Here is a 16,541-nt window from a genome sequence, read left to right on the forward strand (position 1 = left end):
GGTGCCGGATTCTGTTGTCCGCAGTACTGGCAGGGTGCCACAATGGCGCCCTAGTCGCGGCAGTCGAAGCAGGCGTATTGAATGAACGGCCTAGAGCATGGGCAAGACCAGGATGGTTTGATAGAAGAACTGGTGCGAACCGACCGTTTGCATCTGCTGTTTCGTCAATCCTTCGCTGCCATTTTCGGCAGTTACCTGGCCGCCGTCATGCTCTGCTGGTTGTGCTGGGACCGCTTTGACCACACCGTCATGCTGGTCTGGTTATCGGTGCTGGCAGTGACCTCGCTGCTGCGGGTGCAGATGTTCATGCAATGGTTTCGCTGCCCGAACAGCGAACGTACCCCCGACCGTTGGGAGCGCCGTTACTGGGTGACGTTGATGCTATCCGCGGGTGTGTGGGGCATTGGCGCCCTGGCGGTGATGCCCACCGACGACCGCGTCTCCCAGGTGCTGGTCATGTTGTTCACCGTGGGCATGTCGGTCAGCGCCGTCTCGTGTTATTCCGCTTACCGTTACATGACGCTGGGCTCCATGGCCCTGGTGCTGTTCCCCTGCACGCTGTGGCTGCTGTTCCAGCCCTCGTCGATGCAAGTAGGCGTGGGCGTGGTGGTGCTGGTGTTCTCGACCTTCGCGGCAAGCGCCACGCGTAAATTGGCGGATGCCCTGGAAAAAGCCTTTCGCCTGACCCGGCAGATGGAACGCGCGCACACGATTTCGACGCGCGCCGCCCAGACCGACGAACTCACTGGATTGATGAACCGCCGCGCATTCTTCGAACATGCCCAAGTGCTGTACGCGCAATGTCGCCATAACCAGCAGCCGTTATGCGCGCTGATGATGGACATGGATCACTTCAAAGCCATCAATGACACCTACGGTCACCAGGCCGGCGACCAGGTCTTGCGCCAGATTGGCGGGGTGATCAGCGCATCGTTTCGCCAGGCCGATGTGTATGGGCGGCTCGGCGGCGAGGAGTTTGCGGTGTTGTTGCCCAATACCTCGCTGGAAACCGCACGGGATATCGCCGAGCAACTGATCAAGGCCATCTCCGGCCTCGCCGCCGAACCGGTGCAGGGCTTGACCGCCAGCCTCGGTGTGGCGACGACCCGCAGCCTCGATCAGGACCTGCACAGCCTGATGAACACCGCCGACCAGGCGCTGTATCGTGCCAAGGCTATGGGCCGTAACCAAGTGGCGATCGCGGAGTAGGCGTCAGGCGCGCTGCATCGACTTGGCCAGCACGCGCGCCACCTGGTCGGCGGAGTAGGGCTTGGCCAGGAACTCGACCCCTTCGTACCCACTGTCGGCCAATTCTTCGCTGTAGCCGGAAGTCAGCACCACCGGCAGGTCCGGCCGACGCTGGCGCAGCAGTCTGGTCATCGCCACGCCGGTCATGCCCGGCATCACCACGTCGGAGAAAATCGCGTCGAAGGCCATCACATCGGCACCGGCCAATGCGAGTGCCTGTTCGGCGTCGGTGGCCCAGGTGGTCTGGTAACCGAGGTCCTGCAGGATCTGGTTGGCAAAGCGGCCCACTTCGAGGTTGTCTTCGACGATGAGAATATGCCGCTGCGCGGTGTCGTGGACCAGCGAGCCGTCCTCCTGGGGCAAGCTGGCCTGCACCGTCTCGGCTTCTGCTTCGGGCAAGTACAGGGTAAACACGCTGCCTTGCCCCAGGGTGCTGGACACGTCGACGTTACCGCTCGATTGCTTGGCGAACCCGAACACCTGCGACAAGCCAAGGCCCGTGCCTTTGCCCACCGCCTTGGTGGTAAAGAACGGCTCGAAAATGCGCTCGACAGTGTCGTCGGCAATGCCGCTGCCGGTGTCGGCCAGCGCAATCGCCACAAACGGCTGCTGTACTTGCACATCGCCACGGATCAGTGGCAACGCTGCCACCGTGGCGACGCGCAGTGTCAGGGTGCCGCGGCCGTCCATGGCGTCGCGGGCATTGAGCGCGATATTGATCAGCGCGGTTTCAAACTGGCTTGGGTCAACGCGCACATAGCATGGCAGGCGGGGCAGTTCGATCTGCACAGTGATACGCGCGCCGGTCACACTTTCAAGCATCTCGCCGATGTTCTTGACCCGCTCGCACACATCGAAGACTTCCGGGTTCAACGGCTGGCGGCGGGCGAAGGCGAGCAACTGGCTGGTGAGCTTGCTGGCGCGCTCGACGGTGTCTGAAACCGCGCTCATGTAGCGTGTGCGTCGCTCTTCAGACAGGCCCGGCTGGCGCAGAAAATCCACCGAGGAGCGAATGATCGTCAGCAGGTTGTTGAAGTCATGGGCCACGCCGCCGGTCAACTGGCCGATCGCCTCGAGCTTTTGCGATTGGTGCAACGCCGCTTCAGCCTGGGTCAATGCGGCGGTGCGTTCTTCTACGCGTTGTTCCAGGGTGGCATTCAGTTCGGTGATCGCCGCCAGGCCGTCGCGTACGGCGGCGTCGGCGCGCACGCGTTCTATATGCGCCCAGGAGCGCTCGGTGACTTCACCCACCAGCGCCAGGTCGTACGGTGACCACAGGCGCGCGAATTTATGGTGCACGGCCATCAGTGCCGTCAGGCGCCCATCCTTGATCAACGGAAAACACACCGTCGCCGTCACGCCCAGCGACTGGTAGGCGGCGGCTTCCTCGTGGCTGAACTCCACGCGGTTGTCATTCACCACAAACGGCTCGCCTGCACGCAGGCACCTTACGGCCTGCTCGCCGAAATCCGCCAGGCTGTAACGCCCGACAATACTCGGCGAGCCCGGTGCGGCCCAGTTGTCGCGGATGGTGAAGCTGTCTTCGTCGGCTTCCATGTCGGCATAGGCGCAGATGGACACCTGCATGTGCTCGGCGAGCAGGCGCGTGGTGAGGGTCATGATGGCTTCGGCGTCAGTGGCGTTGGCCACCGCGCTGCCAATCGCATCCAATACCGCCAGGCGACGGCTGAGGAATACGGTTGCGGTGGTTTCGGTGACGGTATTGAGCATGCCCACGACCGCGCCCAGCGGGTCGCGCACAGGGCTGTAGCAAAACGTGAAATACGATTGCTCCGGGCCGTTGCCACGTTCAATCACCAGCGGGTAATTCTCGACATAGGTCGCGTGCCCTTCAAAGGCCGCGTGGGCGATGGGGCTTACTTCATCCCAGACTTCGCGCCAGGTTTCACTGAAAGGACGGCCCAACGAGTAGGGTTTATCGCCAAGAATGGGGACAAACGCATCGTTGTAGAGCGTGATCAAGTGTGGCCCCCAGCTGATGGACTGGGGGAAGCTTGAGGCAAAGCACAGCGCGACCGTTGTTTTGAGTACGTCGGGCCAGTGTTCCAGCGGACCCAATGGCGTACTCGCCCAATCATGCTGACGCACGCGTTCGGCCATGTCGCTGCTGCCTTGCAGCCAATTCATCATTGGGAGAACACCTTGTTTGCCAGAGTCTTCAGCGCGCCTGAACATTCATGGCGCCCAGCTACAGACACAGTTGATCGTCAGCAGTTCAGCGCAATTATCGGCAAGATGGCACTTTGATTTCGTACGCGTTCGAGCAGGCTTGCTTCGGCCGGGTTGGGCGCTTGCCCAACCGCTATTGCGTGCCGAACAAACCGGTCCAGTAAATGCCCGCGTCACTCTTTGGGTCCATCGCATAAGCGGCGCCCAACTCGCGAAATTGCGGGTTCATCAGGTTGGCGCAATGCCCTGGGCTGGCGAGCCAGCCATCCACCACCTTGCGCGGCGTGTCGAGGCCGGCGGCGATGTTCTCGCCGATATTTTTCGCGATATAGCCTGCCAGTTCGGCGCGATCACCCGGGGTGCGGCCGTCGTGGTCCAGGTGGTCGAAGAAGTTGCCGTTGGCCATATTGCGCGTGTGGCTGTTGGCGGCGCTGGCCAGGTCGTCGTTCCACGACACGGGCGTGGTCGCGGCAAATGCCTGGGTGCCGCACTGGCGCGGCTGTTCACGGGCGGCGTTGATCAGGTTGAGCAGCTGCCGGCCTTCGGTCTGCCAATCACCCAAACCGCTGGAAAGCAGCGGGCGGGCAAGCACAATGCGCCAGTCCTCGCCGCTGTTGCTCACGCCGATGTCGACAAATTGCGGGTCCAGCACCACGCGGCAGAAACTTTCCCGCACCGCCTTCATGGCCGCCTGGGCATCCTTGGGCCCCGACAGGCTGATGGCTTGCACGTTGACCATCGGGTACGCAGCCCGCGCGAGCGCTTGCTGCAAATCGCCGACATTGGTGGCCGGCAATACCAGCCGCGTGTCGCTGGCCAGCGGTGGCAGTTCCTGTGAACCCTGGTCACCGCAGCGCTGCACCTGGCTGCGGTACTGGTTGATCTGTTGCACCAACTGACTTTCTTCATTCGCCATCGCGCTGGCGCAGAACGCCAGACTGGCGGCCAGCGTCGTAAGACCCATCATCAATGACAGAACGCGCATGGACGTTACCCTTGAGCTTGAAAGTGCCCATGATGCGCGATGTAACCCGGTCTGGCGCAACGCCTTTTTTGTTTTTTTGCCTCAACGGGTGTTCTGCGGGCCGTTCACGGCGCTGTGGCGGCGCCAGGCAAAGCGGCTTGCAAGGATGATCAAGACCAATGCCACGGCAAAGGTCACGTGCAGGCCATTAGCCACGGTTTGCGCGGTTGCATGGGTGACATCGGGGCTGGCCCAGGCAAATACTGCGCCCAGGCCCAAGGTGCCGACTGATCGCCAGCGTGCCCGAACGCTACACCGCCCACCAGCGCGATGGGCTGTACAGCTTTGCGCTGCCGCTGACGCTTGCGTCGTTTACCGTGGCCATGCTCTGCACCCGCGGTTGTTTGCGCGAGGTGTGCGGGCAATGAACCGGTCGCAGCAGGTACAATCGCCGCTGCCTTGACGCGAAACCCCAGGAATTTGCATGTTCAGCCTTACCCGCTACACCGCGCCGTGCCCCGAGTCGATCAACAGTCAGATCCTGCAGATGGTGGTGGATAACCTCACCGACATCAGCAGCGTCGCGCTGCCGCCCAGCAACCTGCTCTACAACATTTACCAGTACACCACCGGCTTTGAGGTGCACCTGTACCTGCAAGCGCTGGATGGCTCGAAGGGCATCGCTGTTGAACTGGTGGTGGCGATGGATGAGGACACGCTGGTCGGCTTTTGCCTCTATCTGCCGGTGAAAGACGACCCGCAAGCCTGCGGTATCGCGTTCATGGCGGTGCAGGCGGGTAGGCGGCGCCAGGGTGTGGCGCGCGCAATGATGCAGGACGTGCTGGCGCGTTATCCCCACGCCGAGTTGGCGTGTGCCGTGGAAAAGGTCCCGGCGTTCACGGCCATGGGCTTTCAGGTACGCGGTGCGCGCGACACGCAGGTGCTGATGAACACGCGCGATTACGGCACTGACGGCCTGATGGGCGTGCTCGACGTGGCGGCGATCTATCGCTCGCTGGAGGTGCGGCAGATTCATACCTACCTGCTGCAAAAACACGGCAAGCGCGCGATGGTGGATGCCGAGAAGCAACGCGACCGGCATCTCGATCAGCTGGCGCGCAAGGTGCAGCTATATGTGAATGAGCACTTGGCGTGAAACGGCCAACCGGTGGCGAAAGCGCTTTCCCTTGCCACCGGTACGCTGTATTGGCCTCAAACCTTACGGCTTGGCCAGGTTCCAGTTACCGCCAACGCCGTCACCGGTGATGTCGCCCGGCTTGCTGTCCTTGACCCAGGTGTACAGCGCCTGGCCTTTGTAGGCCCATTGTTTGCTGCCGTCGTCGCGGGTGATCACGCTGTAGCCGTCGGCGTCTTTCGCCGCGGCCTGGGCAGTGAACGCGGGCCAGTTGGCCAGGCACTGGCCGTTGCACGCCGATTTGCCGGCACTGTCTTTGGCGAAGGTGTAAAGGGTCATCCCCTGGCTGTCCACCAGCACTTTGCCCTTGGCGCTGTCGGCCACCTTGGCCGGGGCGGCGAACGCCATGGAGGCCGCACAGGCAATCAGGACGGCAGCAGCGAGGGAGAGTTTTTTCAGCATGACGAGCTCCTGGGTGTTTTTGGATTTGGGTACCGGCCTTGTGCTGTATTCACAAGCCGTACTCAGGTAAACACCCGTCACGACGCTTTATTCCTGCGGCGTAAATAATGATTTAACCGCGGCTGCGATTGACCATGCTCAGGATCGTCGCGAACAGCTCCTGCTGCGCCTCATCGCGGCTGATCTCGCCGCTGGCTGCCGCCTGGGACAGCGCCTCCGCCGCGCCCAGCATCGCCCGCAAGCCGGCTTGCGACACGGTGGCGCCGGGTGCAAACGGCGCCAGGGCGTCGCGGCACTTGTCGAGAAAGATCGCCTCGTATTTGCGCTTGAGGGTTTCCAGTTCCGGCGAACTGCTCAGCGCGGCAATCACCCCCGGGATTTCCCGCCCCTGCAGCAACACACAATCGACATAGCACGCGGCGATCACCTGCGCGCGGTCATCGAGTGTCGCGCCACTGCTGTCGAGGGCTTCGGCAAACAGCTGGTTCTGGCGCCCGTCGAAATCTTCGTACAGCGCGGCGAGCAAGCCTGCGCGGGTGACGAAATGGTCATAGACCACCGGCTTGGTGACGCCCGCCAGTTCCGCGAGACGGCCCAGGGTCAGCGCTTCGGTGCCTTCCTCGCGCACCAGTTGCCAGGCCACATCGAGCAGTTGGCGCAGACGATCTTCGCGCGCAAGGCGCCGGCGTGGAGCAGGGGATTCTGTGCTTGACATGCTTATATACCAAAAGTAACTTGATGGAGTAACTTACTAAAAGTAGTTTAGCCCAGCCTAAACGCAAAGGGAGTCAATGTCATGCATGCTCTGATCGTTGTTGCTCATCACGACCCGCAATCGCTCACCCACAGCCTCGCCGCGCAAGTGGCGGCAGGGCTCACCGAGGCCGGCCACACGTTCGAGATCGCCGACCTCGCCGCCGAAGGTTTCGACCCGCGCTACACCGCTGCCGACCACCGCGTGCACCGCAGCCGTGCCGCGCCACCGGCCGACATCCTCGCTGAACAAGCACGCATCGACCGCGCCGACGCGCTGGTCATGGTGTTCCCGATCTACTGGTGGTCGCTGCCGGCCTTGCTCAAAGGCTGGGTCGACCGCGTATTCGTCAACGGCTGGGCCATCGACTACGGTCCCGATACGCCGGTGGTGAAAAAACTGCGGCACTTGCAGGTGCACCTGCTGGCGGTCGGTGCAGCCGATGAAAGCGCATTTGATCGCCACGGCTATGCCAAGGCGATGCGCACGCAAATTGACTACGGGATCTTTGATTATTGCGGTGCTCAGGTGGTGACGTCCGAGTTGCTGCTGGAATCCGAGAGCGGGGGAGCGCAAGCGCATTTACAGGCGGCGAAGGTCGTGGGGCTGGGCCTGTTTGAGGACGAAACCGTAGCCGGGTGATTCAACCTTCGCGAAACAGGTCGTGAGCATCGAGCAAGCGGTAGGCAATTTCCGGGCGTTTTTCCATGCCGCGACGAATCGCTGCGGGAATCGATTGCCGGGTCTTGCGACACATGCCCGGCAGGTCGTCGATGACGATCTGAATCCCGCGCATGCTTTTGACCTCGGTGTGCCCCGGTGCGACATGCACGCGGATGCCCAATTGCTCGTACATCCGCTGTTGCATGTGTTCCAGGTCTTGCAGGCTTTTGAGGTCTTCGAGGCGCTCGAGCAGGCGTTTTTCTTCCTGGCGTGTCAGGTGAAGAATGCGCAGGTCGGCGTCGGGCGCTTGCAGCAGTTGCTCACGCTCGCACACGCAGGCGCCGGGTGGGCAGGGCGGGCGAATCGTCATGTGCATTCCCTCCCCATTCCGACGCCGCTGCTTCAGTAGCTCAGTGCGACCCCAAGACTGCCCAGGGCCTTCCAGTACTCAGGATAGGTCTTGGCCACGCAGTCCGGGTCTTGAATACGGATCCCCGAGACCTTCAACCCGGCCAGCGCAAAGCACATGGCGATGCGGTGGTCGGCGTGGGTGTCGATCAGCGCGTTGCACGTGGTGCCGGCCAGTGCAGGGTCGCTGGCGACCAGCAGGTCATCGCCCTCGATGGTGGCCAGGCCGGGGCGAATTTCGTTGAGGCCATCGTGCAGCGCCTGCACCCGGTCACATTCCTTCACGCGCAGGTTGGCCAGTTCAGTGAAGCGCACCGGGGTGTTATTGAAGGCGGCTAAGACTGCCAGGGTCGGGATCGCGTCCTGCATTTGCGAGCCGACCACGTTGGCCTGCATGTTCGGGAACTGGGCGATCACGCCCTGGGCCTTGGCGTCCGGCTGGGTGAAGTCCTGCGCTGCCACGCCGATGTCGATGCGCCCGCCGGTCAACACTTCAGCGGCCCACAGGTACGTTGCAGCGGAGGCATCGGGTTCGATCAGGTAGTCATGGGCGGTGTAGCCGGTGGGGGCGACGCGCCAGGTGGTGTCGTCGACCACTTCGACCTGTGCGCCAAAGGCACGCATGCAGTCCAGGGTCAGGTCCACGTAGCCACGGGCGCCGATGTCCTTGCCGGTCAGTGCCACTTCAATCGGCGCTTCGCCGCAGGCGGCAAGCATGAGCAAGGCCGACACGTACTGGCTGGATAAACCGCCGTCGATTTCAAAGCGTTTGGCCTGGACCTTGCCCACGCCGTGCACGGTCACCGGCGGGCAACCCGTGGGGCTGTCGACGCGGATGCCGTTCTGGCCAAGGGTGGCCAGCAGCGGGCCGATCGGGCGTTTTTGCATGTAGTCGTCGCCGTCCAGCACCACGGTGCCTTCGACCGTTGCCACGGCTGCCGTGAGAAAACGCATCGCGGTGCCGGCATTGCCGAGGAACAACGGCTGCGCGGGCAATTGCAGTTTGCCGGAGCCGGTGACCACGAAGGTGGTGTCATCCGGCTCATCGATGGTCACGCCCATCTGGCGCAGGGCCACCGACATGTGGCGGGTGTCATCGCTTTTCAGCGCACCGCTCAAACGGCTGGTGCCCTTGGCCAGCGCCGCCAGCAACAGGGCGCGGTTGGTAATGGATTTGGAGCCGGGAGGAGCGACCTTGCCGTTCAGGGGGAAATTGGGCGGTGTAACGGTCACGGTTTTCTGCGAACTCAAGGTACAAGGCTCCTGATCAAGGCAAGGTGGTGTGGAGTGGCCGACGGGCGGACCCGAATAATCAGCCAAACACGCCACGCTTGTCGAGCAGGGATCGTTGTACGGCGCGTATTACGGCGTGATCCACTTGCGGACAGGGCGTGTAGCCTTGCTGCCCTTAGCTGGGTAGGACAAGCAACCCTCGCGGTGCAGGACAACAGCCTTTACTCCGCGAAACGGCGTCGCTGTACGAATGTTCCGAAAGAAGCATCGACTGGACAATAAAACCCACCGCGGTAAGTTCGAGGCACGCCCCATGACGGGGCGCTTTCAATCAAGGAGTGAATGAAATGAACAAACCTCAGACGCAACTCAGACACGGCCGTGTCGTGACCCCCGCCAGCCGAGGCTCGGTGGCCGTGGAACGTGGGCTGCTGGGCAACTGGCAAGTCAACGAAATGGAAGGCGGCAAGAACTTCCCGGCACTCACCGCCGGGCCTTTCCCTGCGCCTTATCAAACCGATGATCAAAGCGTCACGCCGCCGGCCGACGGGCACATCCTGAGCGGCGGCAAAACCGACGAGCGCGATTGCCTCAACTTCACCGACGAGGAAATGAGCAAAAAGCTCAACACCCCGTTCACTTGGCCATTGCTCAATGTCGAGGCCGGCCAGGTGTTCAAGGTGCAGTGGGAATACACCGCTGCCCACGTCACCCGGGGTTATCGCTGGCTCATCACCAAGGATGGCTGGGACCCCAAGCAGCGCATCAGCCGCGCCCAGCTTGAGGCAAAGCCATTCTTTGAAGACTTCTACACCCAGGTGCCGTATTACCAGCATGCCGATGAGATGAAAGCCAAGGTCGAGCACCAGGTGACCTTGCCCAAGGGCAAAAAGGGTCGCCACGTGGTGGTGTTGATGTGGATCGTGGCCAACACCGGCAACGCCTTCTATCAGGCGTTTGACCTGGATTTCAAATAAGCCCGGCTCAGCGTTTGCTCAACCAGTAATCATGTAGCGCCCGCGCAGCCGGTTCGATTGCGCTGACCCGCTGTTGATGGGCGTTTACATCCAGGTCTGCCGGCAATTCGAAGTTGTCCTGCTCGGCGCACCAGGAAATTTTCTCCAGTTGCCCGGCCAGTTCGGCGGGCAATTCGGGCCAGTGGCCGATCGCGGCGCCACGGATATAGCCAAAGCACCATTCCTCCGCCAGGGTGACGACGTGGCCCTGATGCTCCGTGTCATCAAAGCGAGCCTTGAAGCCTTGCGCGTCGGTTGCCAGCTGCGCGGCCAGGGTATTCATATGGCGCACGCACAGTTCGAGAAAACGTTGGGCCTCTTCCACACTTTCCCAGTCCGGGTTTTGCCCACCCCAGATCGCCGGAAACCACTCAGCGACGTCCACTTGCGCCGGGCTTGAGACCAGCGCAGTGAAGTAGCCGTCGAGTTCGGCCAGGTTCAGCACCGAGTGATCGTCGCCGTACTTGAGCAGGGTTTCTTCGATGAATTCGAAATCGGCGGGGGCGAGGGGTTGGGCGTGCATGGCAATTCCTTTGAGCGTCGAGCGCCGCTTTGGGGCGGCTTAAAGCGCGAAGGATGGCGCTTAGGCGGGCTTTTTTCCAGCGTTTTCCCAGCGCGCAAGCAGTTTGCTCACGCACATCGAGCCGACCACCGCCAGGATGATCGGCACCAGAAAGTCATGCTCGATTCGGGTAAATTCCGCCACCAGCACAATTGCCGCCAGCGGCATGCTCATGCTCGCCGCCAGGAACGCCGCTGCGCCGATGATCGCAAACGCGCCCAGTGGCACGCCGGGCCACGCCAGGCTCCAGGCGCCGCCAAGGATGACTGCCAGCAGCGCGCCATTGGCCAGGGCCGGGGTCAGCAGCCCGCCTTCGGCCCCGGCGCGCAGGCTGCTGGCCGTGATCAGCACTTTGACCAGCAGCAGGATGGCGGCCAGGCCGATTGTCAGTTCATTGTCGAAACCCAGTTGCGCCGGACCCTTGCCGTTGCCGAGGATCTGCGGCAGCAGCATGGCCAGCGCACCGATGAGGGTGAAGTTGATCAACGCCAGCACCGGCAAACGCCAGCCGCGCGCGGCGTTTGCCCTGGCGGCACTGGTAAAGCGGCTGAAACCGTAGGCCGCCACGCCAAACACCGGGCCACACGTCACGGCCCAGGCGATCAACGTCGGGCTCAGCAGAAAATGCGGCACCACGTATTGCGACTCTGCGCCAAGGCCGATCCACGCCACCGAAGCCCCAATCGCCGACGTTGCCAACGCAATCACCGCCGCTGGCCAGCTGAATGCGCCGACCAGCACTTCCAGCACAAACACCGCGCCGCCCAATGGCACGTTGTACACCGCCGCCAGGCCTGCACCCGCGCCGCAGGCGACGATCAGCCGATGCATCGACGGTTCCAGTCGCGCCCGTTGCGCTAACCATGTGGCCGCCAGCGCACCGACTTCACGCGGCGCCACTTCACGCCCCAGCGGCGAGCCGAGGGACACGGTGACAATTTGCAGGATGGCGTGGGCGAGGGTGGTCTTGGGCGGCATGATCGGCATCTTTTCGCCAACCGCCTGCTTGATGCTCACCAGCGGGCGGCCGTAGCGATAAATCGTCCACCAGCCCACACCCGCAACCAGGCCGCACATGACCAAGACCAGTAACCGACGCTGCGGTGCGGCTGCGGTCACGCCCAAAAGAAAGGTCTCATGGCTGATCAGGCTGTCGAGGCTGTAGCCGTACGCCAGGTGCTGAATGGCGTGCAGCAGCAACGCCAGGAGCATCCCGCCAAGCCCGGCGCCAATGCCAGTCAGCACGACCACCAGGGCCAGAATCAACGATGAGCGAAACGTGGTCGGCATAGATGGCTCCAGGAAATGGCCCAGATTGTATAGCCGATAAAGTCGCGTCCCTGGGTGAAATGTATCGGCAGGCCATGAACCGCGGCCCCACAACATTTCATTACGTTTGCCAGTCCCGTTTTTGGCCGATGCGCCGCCGCGCTCCCTTGTTATAGTTCGGCCCTTATCACTCGCCAGTCAGGGATCACTGCCATGTCCGAATACCAAGCTTTCGTCGTCGAGCTCAGCGGCAACGTCGCCCATGTGCAGATCAATCGCCCGGAAAAGATCAACGCGATGAACGCGGCGTTCTGGACCGAAATCATCGACATTTTTCAATGGATCGAAGACACCGACGCCGTGCGCGCCGTGGTGCTCAGCGGCGCCGGCAAGCATTTTTCTTCCGGCATCGACCTGATGCTGCTGGCCTCGGTGGCCAACGAGTTCGGCAAGGACGTGGGCCGCAATGCGCGCTTGTTGCGCCGCAAGATCCTTGAGCTGCAAGCCTCGTTCAACGCCGTCGACAATTGCCGCAAACCGGTGCTGGCGGCGATCCACGGCTACTGCATCGGCGGCGCCATCGACTTGATCAGTGCCTGCGACATGCGCTACGCCGCTGAAGACGCGCAGTTCTCGATCAAGGAAATCGACATCGGCATGGCCGCCGACGTGGGCACCCTGCAGCGCCTGCCGCGCATTGTCGGCGACGGCATGCTGCGTGAACTGGCTTACACCGGCCGCCAGTTCGGGGCTGAGGAAGCGCGCAGCATCGGCCTGGTCAATCGTGTGTATGCGGACCATGCAAGCCTGTTGGCTGGCGTGATGGACATTGCCCAGCAAATCGCCGCCAAGTCGCCGATTGCCGTGACCGGCACCAAGGCGATGATCAGCTACATGCGTGACCATACGGTCAATGATGGTCTGGAATACGTTGCCACCTGGAACTCGGCTATGTTGCAATCCAACGACCTGCGCGTGGCCATCGCGGCCCATATGAGTAAGCAGAAACCCGAATTCGTGGATTGACTGACATGACCCCAGGCTGGATTACCACAACGCTGCTGGACAACGACGCCCCCGGTGGCTGGGCCGTTGCCCGCAGCCGTGAAGGCTTTTTGCATGACACCAATGGCCCGCTGTTTGCGCGCGAATGGCTCAAGCGCCAGGACCTGTCGGTGTTCGCCGAACACGGCATCGGCCACCTCGACGGTGAGCCGGTGTACCTGCTGGAACTGAACTCGGCAAGTGACGTGCCGGGCTGCAGCTGGCAGGGTTTGCGCGCGTTCATGCTGCAGGGCGACCACACATTGTACAAAGTGCTCGGCTACGCGGCGCAGATCGGCACCTGGGCGCGCGAGCACCGGTTTTGCGGCAGCTGCGGCCAGGCCATGGTCCAGGTGCCGCGTGAGCGTGCGATGCATTGCCCGGCCTGCGACCTGCGCAGCTACCCGCGCATTTCGCCGAGCATGATCGTGTTGGTGACCCGGGGCGACGAGATCCTGCTGGCGCGTTCGCCGCGTTTTGTCACGGGCGTCTACAGCACCTTGGCCGGGTTCGCCGAGCCGGGTGAGTCGGCCGAAGACTGCCTGATCCGCGAGGTGCGCGAGGAAGTGCAGGTGGAGGTCAAGAATATCCAGTACATGGGCAGCCAATGCTGGCCGTTCCCGCATTCGATGATGCTCGGCTTCCATGCCGAATATGCCGGTGGCGACATCGTGCCCCAAGCCGACGAGATCGAGGACGCGCAGTGGTTCAACATCCACGACCTGCCGCCATTGCCGGCGTCACGGTCGATTGCGCGTTACCTGATCGACCTCTACCTGGCCCGTCGTTTAGGCCACGCTGAACCAGTGTTGCCAGGCTAGGCGCACGGTCAGGCCGAGGACCACGGTGATAAACACCGGGCGAATGAATTTGGCGCCGCCGCTGATCGCGCTGCGGGCGCCAAAGAAGGCGCCGCACATTACCGAGAAGCCCATCGCCAGACCGACGATCCAGTCCACCGAGCCGTTGAAGATGAACACCGACAGCGCCGCCGCGTTGCTGACGAAGTTCATGCTGCGCGCTACGCCGCTGGCCTTCACCAGGTCGATGGGGTGCAGCAGCATCGTGCTGACCGTCCAGAACGCGCCGGTGCCGGGGCCGGCCACGCCGTCGTAGAAGCCCAGGCCGAAGCCCTGGGTGGATTGCCATTTTTTCTTGATCGGCGCGTCGGCATCCAGCGGCGCCTTGGGCGTGCCGCCAAACAGCAAGTACACACCGCAGCCGAATACGATCACCGGGAGCATTTTGTTCAGGGTTTCGGCGGGCAGGTAGTGCGCGACCACCGCACCGGCGAGGGCGCCGATCAGCGTGCCGACGATGGCATGCACCCACTGGCGCGGGTGAAAGAGTTTGCGCCGGTAGAAGGTAACGCTGGCCGTGGCCGAGCCGAAGGTGGAACTGAGTTTATTGGTGCCTAGCACCAGGTGGGGCGGCATGCCGGCGGTCAGCAGGGCCGGCGTGGTGAGCAGCCCGCCGCCGCCGGCGATGGCATCGATGAAGCCGGCGATAAAGGCCACGATGGCCAGGATGGCCAGGGTGGTGAGGTCTACGCTGAGTTCGAAGGGCATGGGCAGGGCTTATTATTGGCAGGGCGCAGCAAAGGGGCTGCGCCAAAGGTCGCCATCTTACCTGCCGGATGTACACAGATCCAAATGTGGGAGCGGGCTTGCTTGCCATAGCGGTGGGGCAGGCCCAACTGCTGTAACTGACCCGGCGCCATCGCAGGCAAGCCAGCTCCCACCTTTAAACCGTGCCCGTCTTGCTATTTATGGGTTCCCAGCCACTCCAGCGCTGTGCGCCACACACAAATGCCGAGGAAATACGCCGACATCAGCGACCACAACCCGAACGTCCATGGGTTGGTATTCGGGTAGTCCACCACCATCAAAAAGCTGCACAACAACCAGATTGTGGTGACGGCAATGTTGATCGGCATAAAGCGCTTGACCCGGAACGGGTGCAAAAACTTCATCGGCGTCACGGTCAGCAGCGCCAGGCCAATCACCGTCAGCAAGGTGACCCAGGCGTCCGGCTGAATGATGTACACGCACAGGGCAACCACGTTCCAGGCGGCGGGAAAGCCGACAAAGTAGTTGTCCTTGCTCTTCATGTTCACATTGCAAAAGCAGAACAGCGACGACACCAGAATCACCGACACCGTAAACAGGTGAGTGAAGTCCGGCAGGTCGATATAGCGGTAGATGAACAGCGCCGGAATAAACACGTACGTCAGGTAATCAATCACCAGGTCCAGCACCGAGCCATCGAAGCTTGGCAGTACCGTGCTGACATTCACTCGTCGGGCCAGGGAGCCGTCAACGCCATCGACTACCAGTGCCAGGCCCAGCCAGAGCAGGCAAGCCTTGGGTGAGTTTTCCAGCAGCGCAAGCGTGGCCAAAAAGGCCAGCACCACGCCAGTGGCGGTAAAGCCGTGGGCGCCCCAGGCTTTGAGTCTGGCTACATGCAGGGTCGATATCACGGGCGGTTCTCCAAAAGGTCAAACAGGGCAGCCGACAACGTAACGCCGTCGAGTCTGGCCGGGGAATGCAGGTATCGACCGGGAAGGGGGGGATAAGGTTCACCACCCCGGTGTACCACTTAGCGTAGCAAGCGCAGGACGTTTCAGCATCAACCCTGACGGAACACCAGCGCCTTCAAGCCACTTTGGGGGTCGATATCCGGAAATTCAGGCGGGTTTTGCAGCCGCTCCACAAAGCGCAGGCCCGGTGCTTCGCGGGTGACGCCGTCGATCAGGAAGTCTTCGCCAAACGCCGGGTCGTTCATGCACGCCAGTACGCTGCCCTGTGGCGTGAGCAAATCCGGCAGCCTGCGCAGCACGCGCTGGTAGTCCTTGGTCAGCAGGAAACTGCCTTTCTGGAAGGACGGCGGATCGATGATGACCAAGTCATAAGGCCCGCTGTGGGTGACCTTGGCCCAGGACTTGAACAGGTCATGGCCCAGAAACGTAACGTTGCTCAGGTCGTGACCGTTCAGGCGATGGTTGTCGCGGCCACGGCTGAGGGCGCCACGGGCCATGTCGAGGTTGACCACATGGTCGGCGCCGCCTTCGATGGCCGCGACCGAGAAACCGCAGGTATACGCGAACAAATTGAGTACGCGCTGGCCCTTGGCCTGCTCACGCACCCAGTGACGGCCGTAACGCATGTCGAGGAACAGCCCGCTGTTCTGTTTTTTTCCCAGATCGATCAAGTAACGCAGGCCGCCTTCGGTGATGGTCAGCTCATCAACAGCGTCACCCACCAGCCATTCGGTGGTGCTTTGCGGCAGGTAGCGGTGTTGCAGGGCGACGGTATAGGCGCTGAGCTGTTCTTTGAGCATCTGTTTCAACGCGTCCAGCTGTTCGGCCTCCGGCGCTTTGAACAGCGACACCAGAATCACCCCTTGCAACCAGTCCACCGTCAGTTGTTCCAGGTCCGGCCAGCAGCGGCCACGGCCGTGGAACAGTCGCCGGGTCTCGGCGGGCGGGCTAGCCAGGGCGGTGAGCAGGTGGGCGTGCAGGGTGGCGAGTGCGTCTGGGGTCATCGGTCAGCGTCGGTCATTGAGCGGGCGGCATTTTAAACACAGTTGCAGTG

Annotated in this window: 19 protein-coding genes; 7 read left to right on the forward strand and 12 right to left on the reverse strand. The window is 62.3% G+C overall.

The annotated features are described in order from the left end of the window. Nucleotides 1-81: 81 nt before the first annotated feature. Entirely contained in the window at nt 82-1,209 is a 1,128-nt protein-coding gene (locus tag ABWL43_RS13160) for a diguanylate cyclase (RefSeq protein ID WP_145165641.1), read from the forward strand. Nucleotides 1,210-1,212: 3 nt separating this feature from the next. On the opposite strand, the gene ABWL43_RS13165 is transcribed toward ABWL43_RS13160, so the two are convergent. The 3 genes from ABWL43_RS13165 to ABWL43_RS13175 form a co-directional block, all read right to left on the reverse strand. Beyond that, complete coding sequence (locus tag ABWL43_RS13165) at nt 1,213-3,399, reverse strand: response regulator (protein ID WP_404488057.1); 2,187 nt, start codon at nt 3,397-3,399, stop codon at nt 1,213-1,215. A 172-nt stretch (nt 3,400-3,571) separates the two neighbouring features. Beyond that, the gene (locus ABWL43_RS13170; RefSeq protein ID WP_404488058.1) at nt 3,572-4,423 is read right to left on the reverse strand and encodes a CAP domain-containing protein; all 852 of its coding nucleotides are present in this window, start codon (nt 4,421-4,423) and stop codon (nt 3,572-3,574) included. Nucleotides 4,424-4,504: 81 nt separating this feature from the next. Beyond that, nucleotides 4,505-4,681 (reverse strand): hypothetical protein, encoded by a 177-nt coding sequence (locus tag ABWL43_RS13175; RefSeq protein ID WP_178119748.1) that lies wholly within the window; start codon nt 4,679-4,681, stop codon nt 4,505-4,507. Between the two features lie 20 nt (nt 4,682-4,701). Between ABWL43_RS13175 and ABWL43_RS13180 the strand changes: the two genes are divergently transcribed. Next, on the forward strand, nt 4,702-4,830 hold the full coding sequence (locus ABWL43_RS13180) for a hypothetical protein (RefSeq protein ID WP_404488059.1): 129 nt from the start codon (nt 4,702-4,704) through the stop codon (nt 4,828-4,830). A 56-nt stretch (nt 4,831-4,886) separates the two neighbouring features. After that, the gene (locus tag ABWL43_RS13185; protein ID WP_262206432.1) at nt 4,887-5,558 is read left to right on the forward strand and encodes a GNAT family N-acetyltransferase; all 672 of its coding nucleotides are present in this window, start codon (nt 4,887-4,889) and stop codon (nt 5,556-5,558) included. Nucleotides 5,559-5,621: 63 nt separating this feature from the next. Here the strand turns inward: ABWL43_RS13185 and ABWL43_RS13190 are convergent, their stop codons facing one another. Continuing rightward, nucleotides 5,622-5,999 carry a hypothetical protein gene (locus tag ABWL43_RS13190; RefSeq protein WP_404488061.1) on the reverse strand — a complete coding sequence of 126 codons (378 nt, stop codon included), beginning with the start codon at nt 5,997-5,999 and terminating at the stop codon, nt 5,622-5,624. Nucleotides 6,000-6,111: 112 nt separating this feature from the next. Beyond that, nucleotides 6,112-6,714, reverse strand: coding sequence for a TetR/AcrR family transcriptional regulator (locus tag ABWL43_RS13195; protein WP_404488064.1), 603 nt, complete (start codon nt 6,712-6,714; stop codon nt 6,112-6,114). Nucleotides 6,715-6,795: 81 nt separating this feature from the next. Here ABWL43_RS13195 and ABWL43_RS13200 point away from each other — a divergent pair, with 81 nt between their 5' ends. Continuing rightward, nucleotides 6,796-7,395, forward strand: coding sequence for an NAD(P)H-dependent oxidoreductase (locus ABWL43_RS13200; protein ID WP_145165635.1), 600 nt, complete (start codon nt 6,796-6,798; stop codon nt 7,393-7,395). Between the two features lies 1 nt (nt 7,396). On the opposite strand, the gene ABWL43_RS13205 is transcribed toward ABWL43_RS13200, so the two are convergent. Both ABWL43_RS13205 and ABWL43_RS13210 read right to left on the reverse strand, forming a co-directional pair. Continuing rightward, nucleotides 7,397-7,786 (reverse strand): hypothetical protein, encoded by a 390-nt coding sequence (locus ABWL43_RS13205; protein ID WP_145165634.1) that lies wholly within the window; start codon nt 7,784-7,786, stop codon nt 7,397-7,399. Nucleotides 7,787-7,818: 32 nt separating this feature from the next. After that, nucleotides 7,819-9,075: a 3-phosphoshikimate 1-carboxyvinyltransferase gene (locus tag ABWL43_RS13210; RefSeq protein WP_404488066.1), complete on the reverse strand. Its 1,257-nt coding sequence runs from the start codon at nt 9,073-9,075 to the stop codon at nt 7,819-7,821. A 329-nt stretch (nt 9,076-9,404) separates the two neighbouring features. On the opposite strand from ABWL43_RS13210, the gene ABWL43_RS13215 reads away from it, so the two are divergent. After that, a complete protein-coding gene (locus ABWL43_RS13215) occupies nt 9,405-10,034 on the forward strand; it encodes a lytic polysaccharide monooxygenase auxiliary activity family 9 protein (protein WP_145165632.1) in 630 nt (209 codons plus the stop codon). A gap of 7 nt (nt 10,035-10,041) precedes the next feature. Here the strand turns inward: ABWL43_RS13215 and ABWL43_RS13220 are convergent, their stop codons facing one another. Continuing rightward, a complete protein-coding gene (locus ABWL43_RS13220; RefSeq protein ID WP_145165631.1) occupies nt 10,042-10,596 on the reverse strand; it encodes a UPF0149 family protein in 555 nt (184 codons plus the stop codon). A 60-nt stretch (nt 10,597-10,656) separates the two neighbouring features. Then, complete coding sequence (locus ABWL43_RS13225; RefSeq protein WP_404488069.1) at nt 10,657-11,925, reverse strand: chloride channel protein; 1,269 nt, start codon at nt 11,923-11,925, stop codon at nt 10,657-10,659. Between the two features lie 192 nt (nt 11,926-12,117). Here ABWL43_RS13225 and ABWL43_RS13230 point away from each other — a divergent pair, with 192 nt between their 5' ends. Together ABWL43_RS13230 and nudC are read left to right on the forward strand one after the other, a co-directional pair. Beyond that, nucleotides 12,118-12,930 (forward strand): crotonase/enoyl-CoA hydratase family protein, encoded by an 813-nt coding sequence (locus tag ABWL43_RS13230; protein WP_369302288.1) that lies wholly within the window; start codon nt 12,118-12,120, stop codon nt 12,928-12,930. A gap of 5 nt (nt 12,931-12,935) precedes the next feature. Further along, the gene (gene nudC / locus ABWL43_RS13235; RefSeq protein ID WP_145165628.1) at nt 12,936-13,769 is read left to right on the forward strand and encodes an NAD(+) diphosphatase; all 834 of its coding nucleotides are present in this window, start codon (nt 12,936-12,938) and stop codon (nt 13,767-13,769) included. Here the strand turns inward: nudC and ABWL43_RS13240 are convergent. The 3 genes from ABWL43_RS13240 to ABWL43_RS13250 form a co-directional block, all read right to left on the reverse strand. After that, complete coding sequence (locus tag ABWL43_RS13240; RefSeq protein WP_404488070.1) at nt 13,737-14,516, reverse strand: TSUP family transporter; 780 nt, start codon at nt 14,514-14,516, stop codon at nt 13,737-13,739. The genes nudC and ABWL43_RS13240 overlap by 33 nt on opposite strands. Nucleotides 14,517-14,710: 194 nt before the next feature. Continuing rightward, a complete protein-coding gene (pcsA, locus tag ABWL43_RS13245) occupies nt 14,711-15,427 on the reverse strand; it encodes a phosphatidylcholine synthase (RefSeq protein WP_145165627.1) in 717 nt (238 codons plus the stop codon). 149 nt (nt 15,428-15,576) lie between these two features. Next, nucleotides 15,577-16,491: a class I SAM-dependent methyltransferase gene (locus ABWL43_RS13250; protein ID WP_262206441.1), complete on the reverse strand. Its 915-nt coding sequence runs from the start codon at nt 16,489-16,491 to the stop codon at nt 15,577-15,579. Between the last annotated feature and the right edge of the window lie 50 nt (nt 16,492-16,541).

Origin of the sequence: Pseudomonas sp. HT11, assembly GCF_044875395.1 — a bacterium.
In the GTDB taxonomy this organism is placed as follows: Bacteria; Pseudomonadota; Gammaproteobacteria; order Pseudomonadales; family Pseudomonadaceae; genus Aquipseudomonas.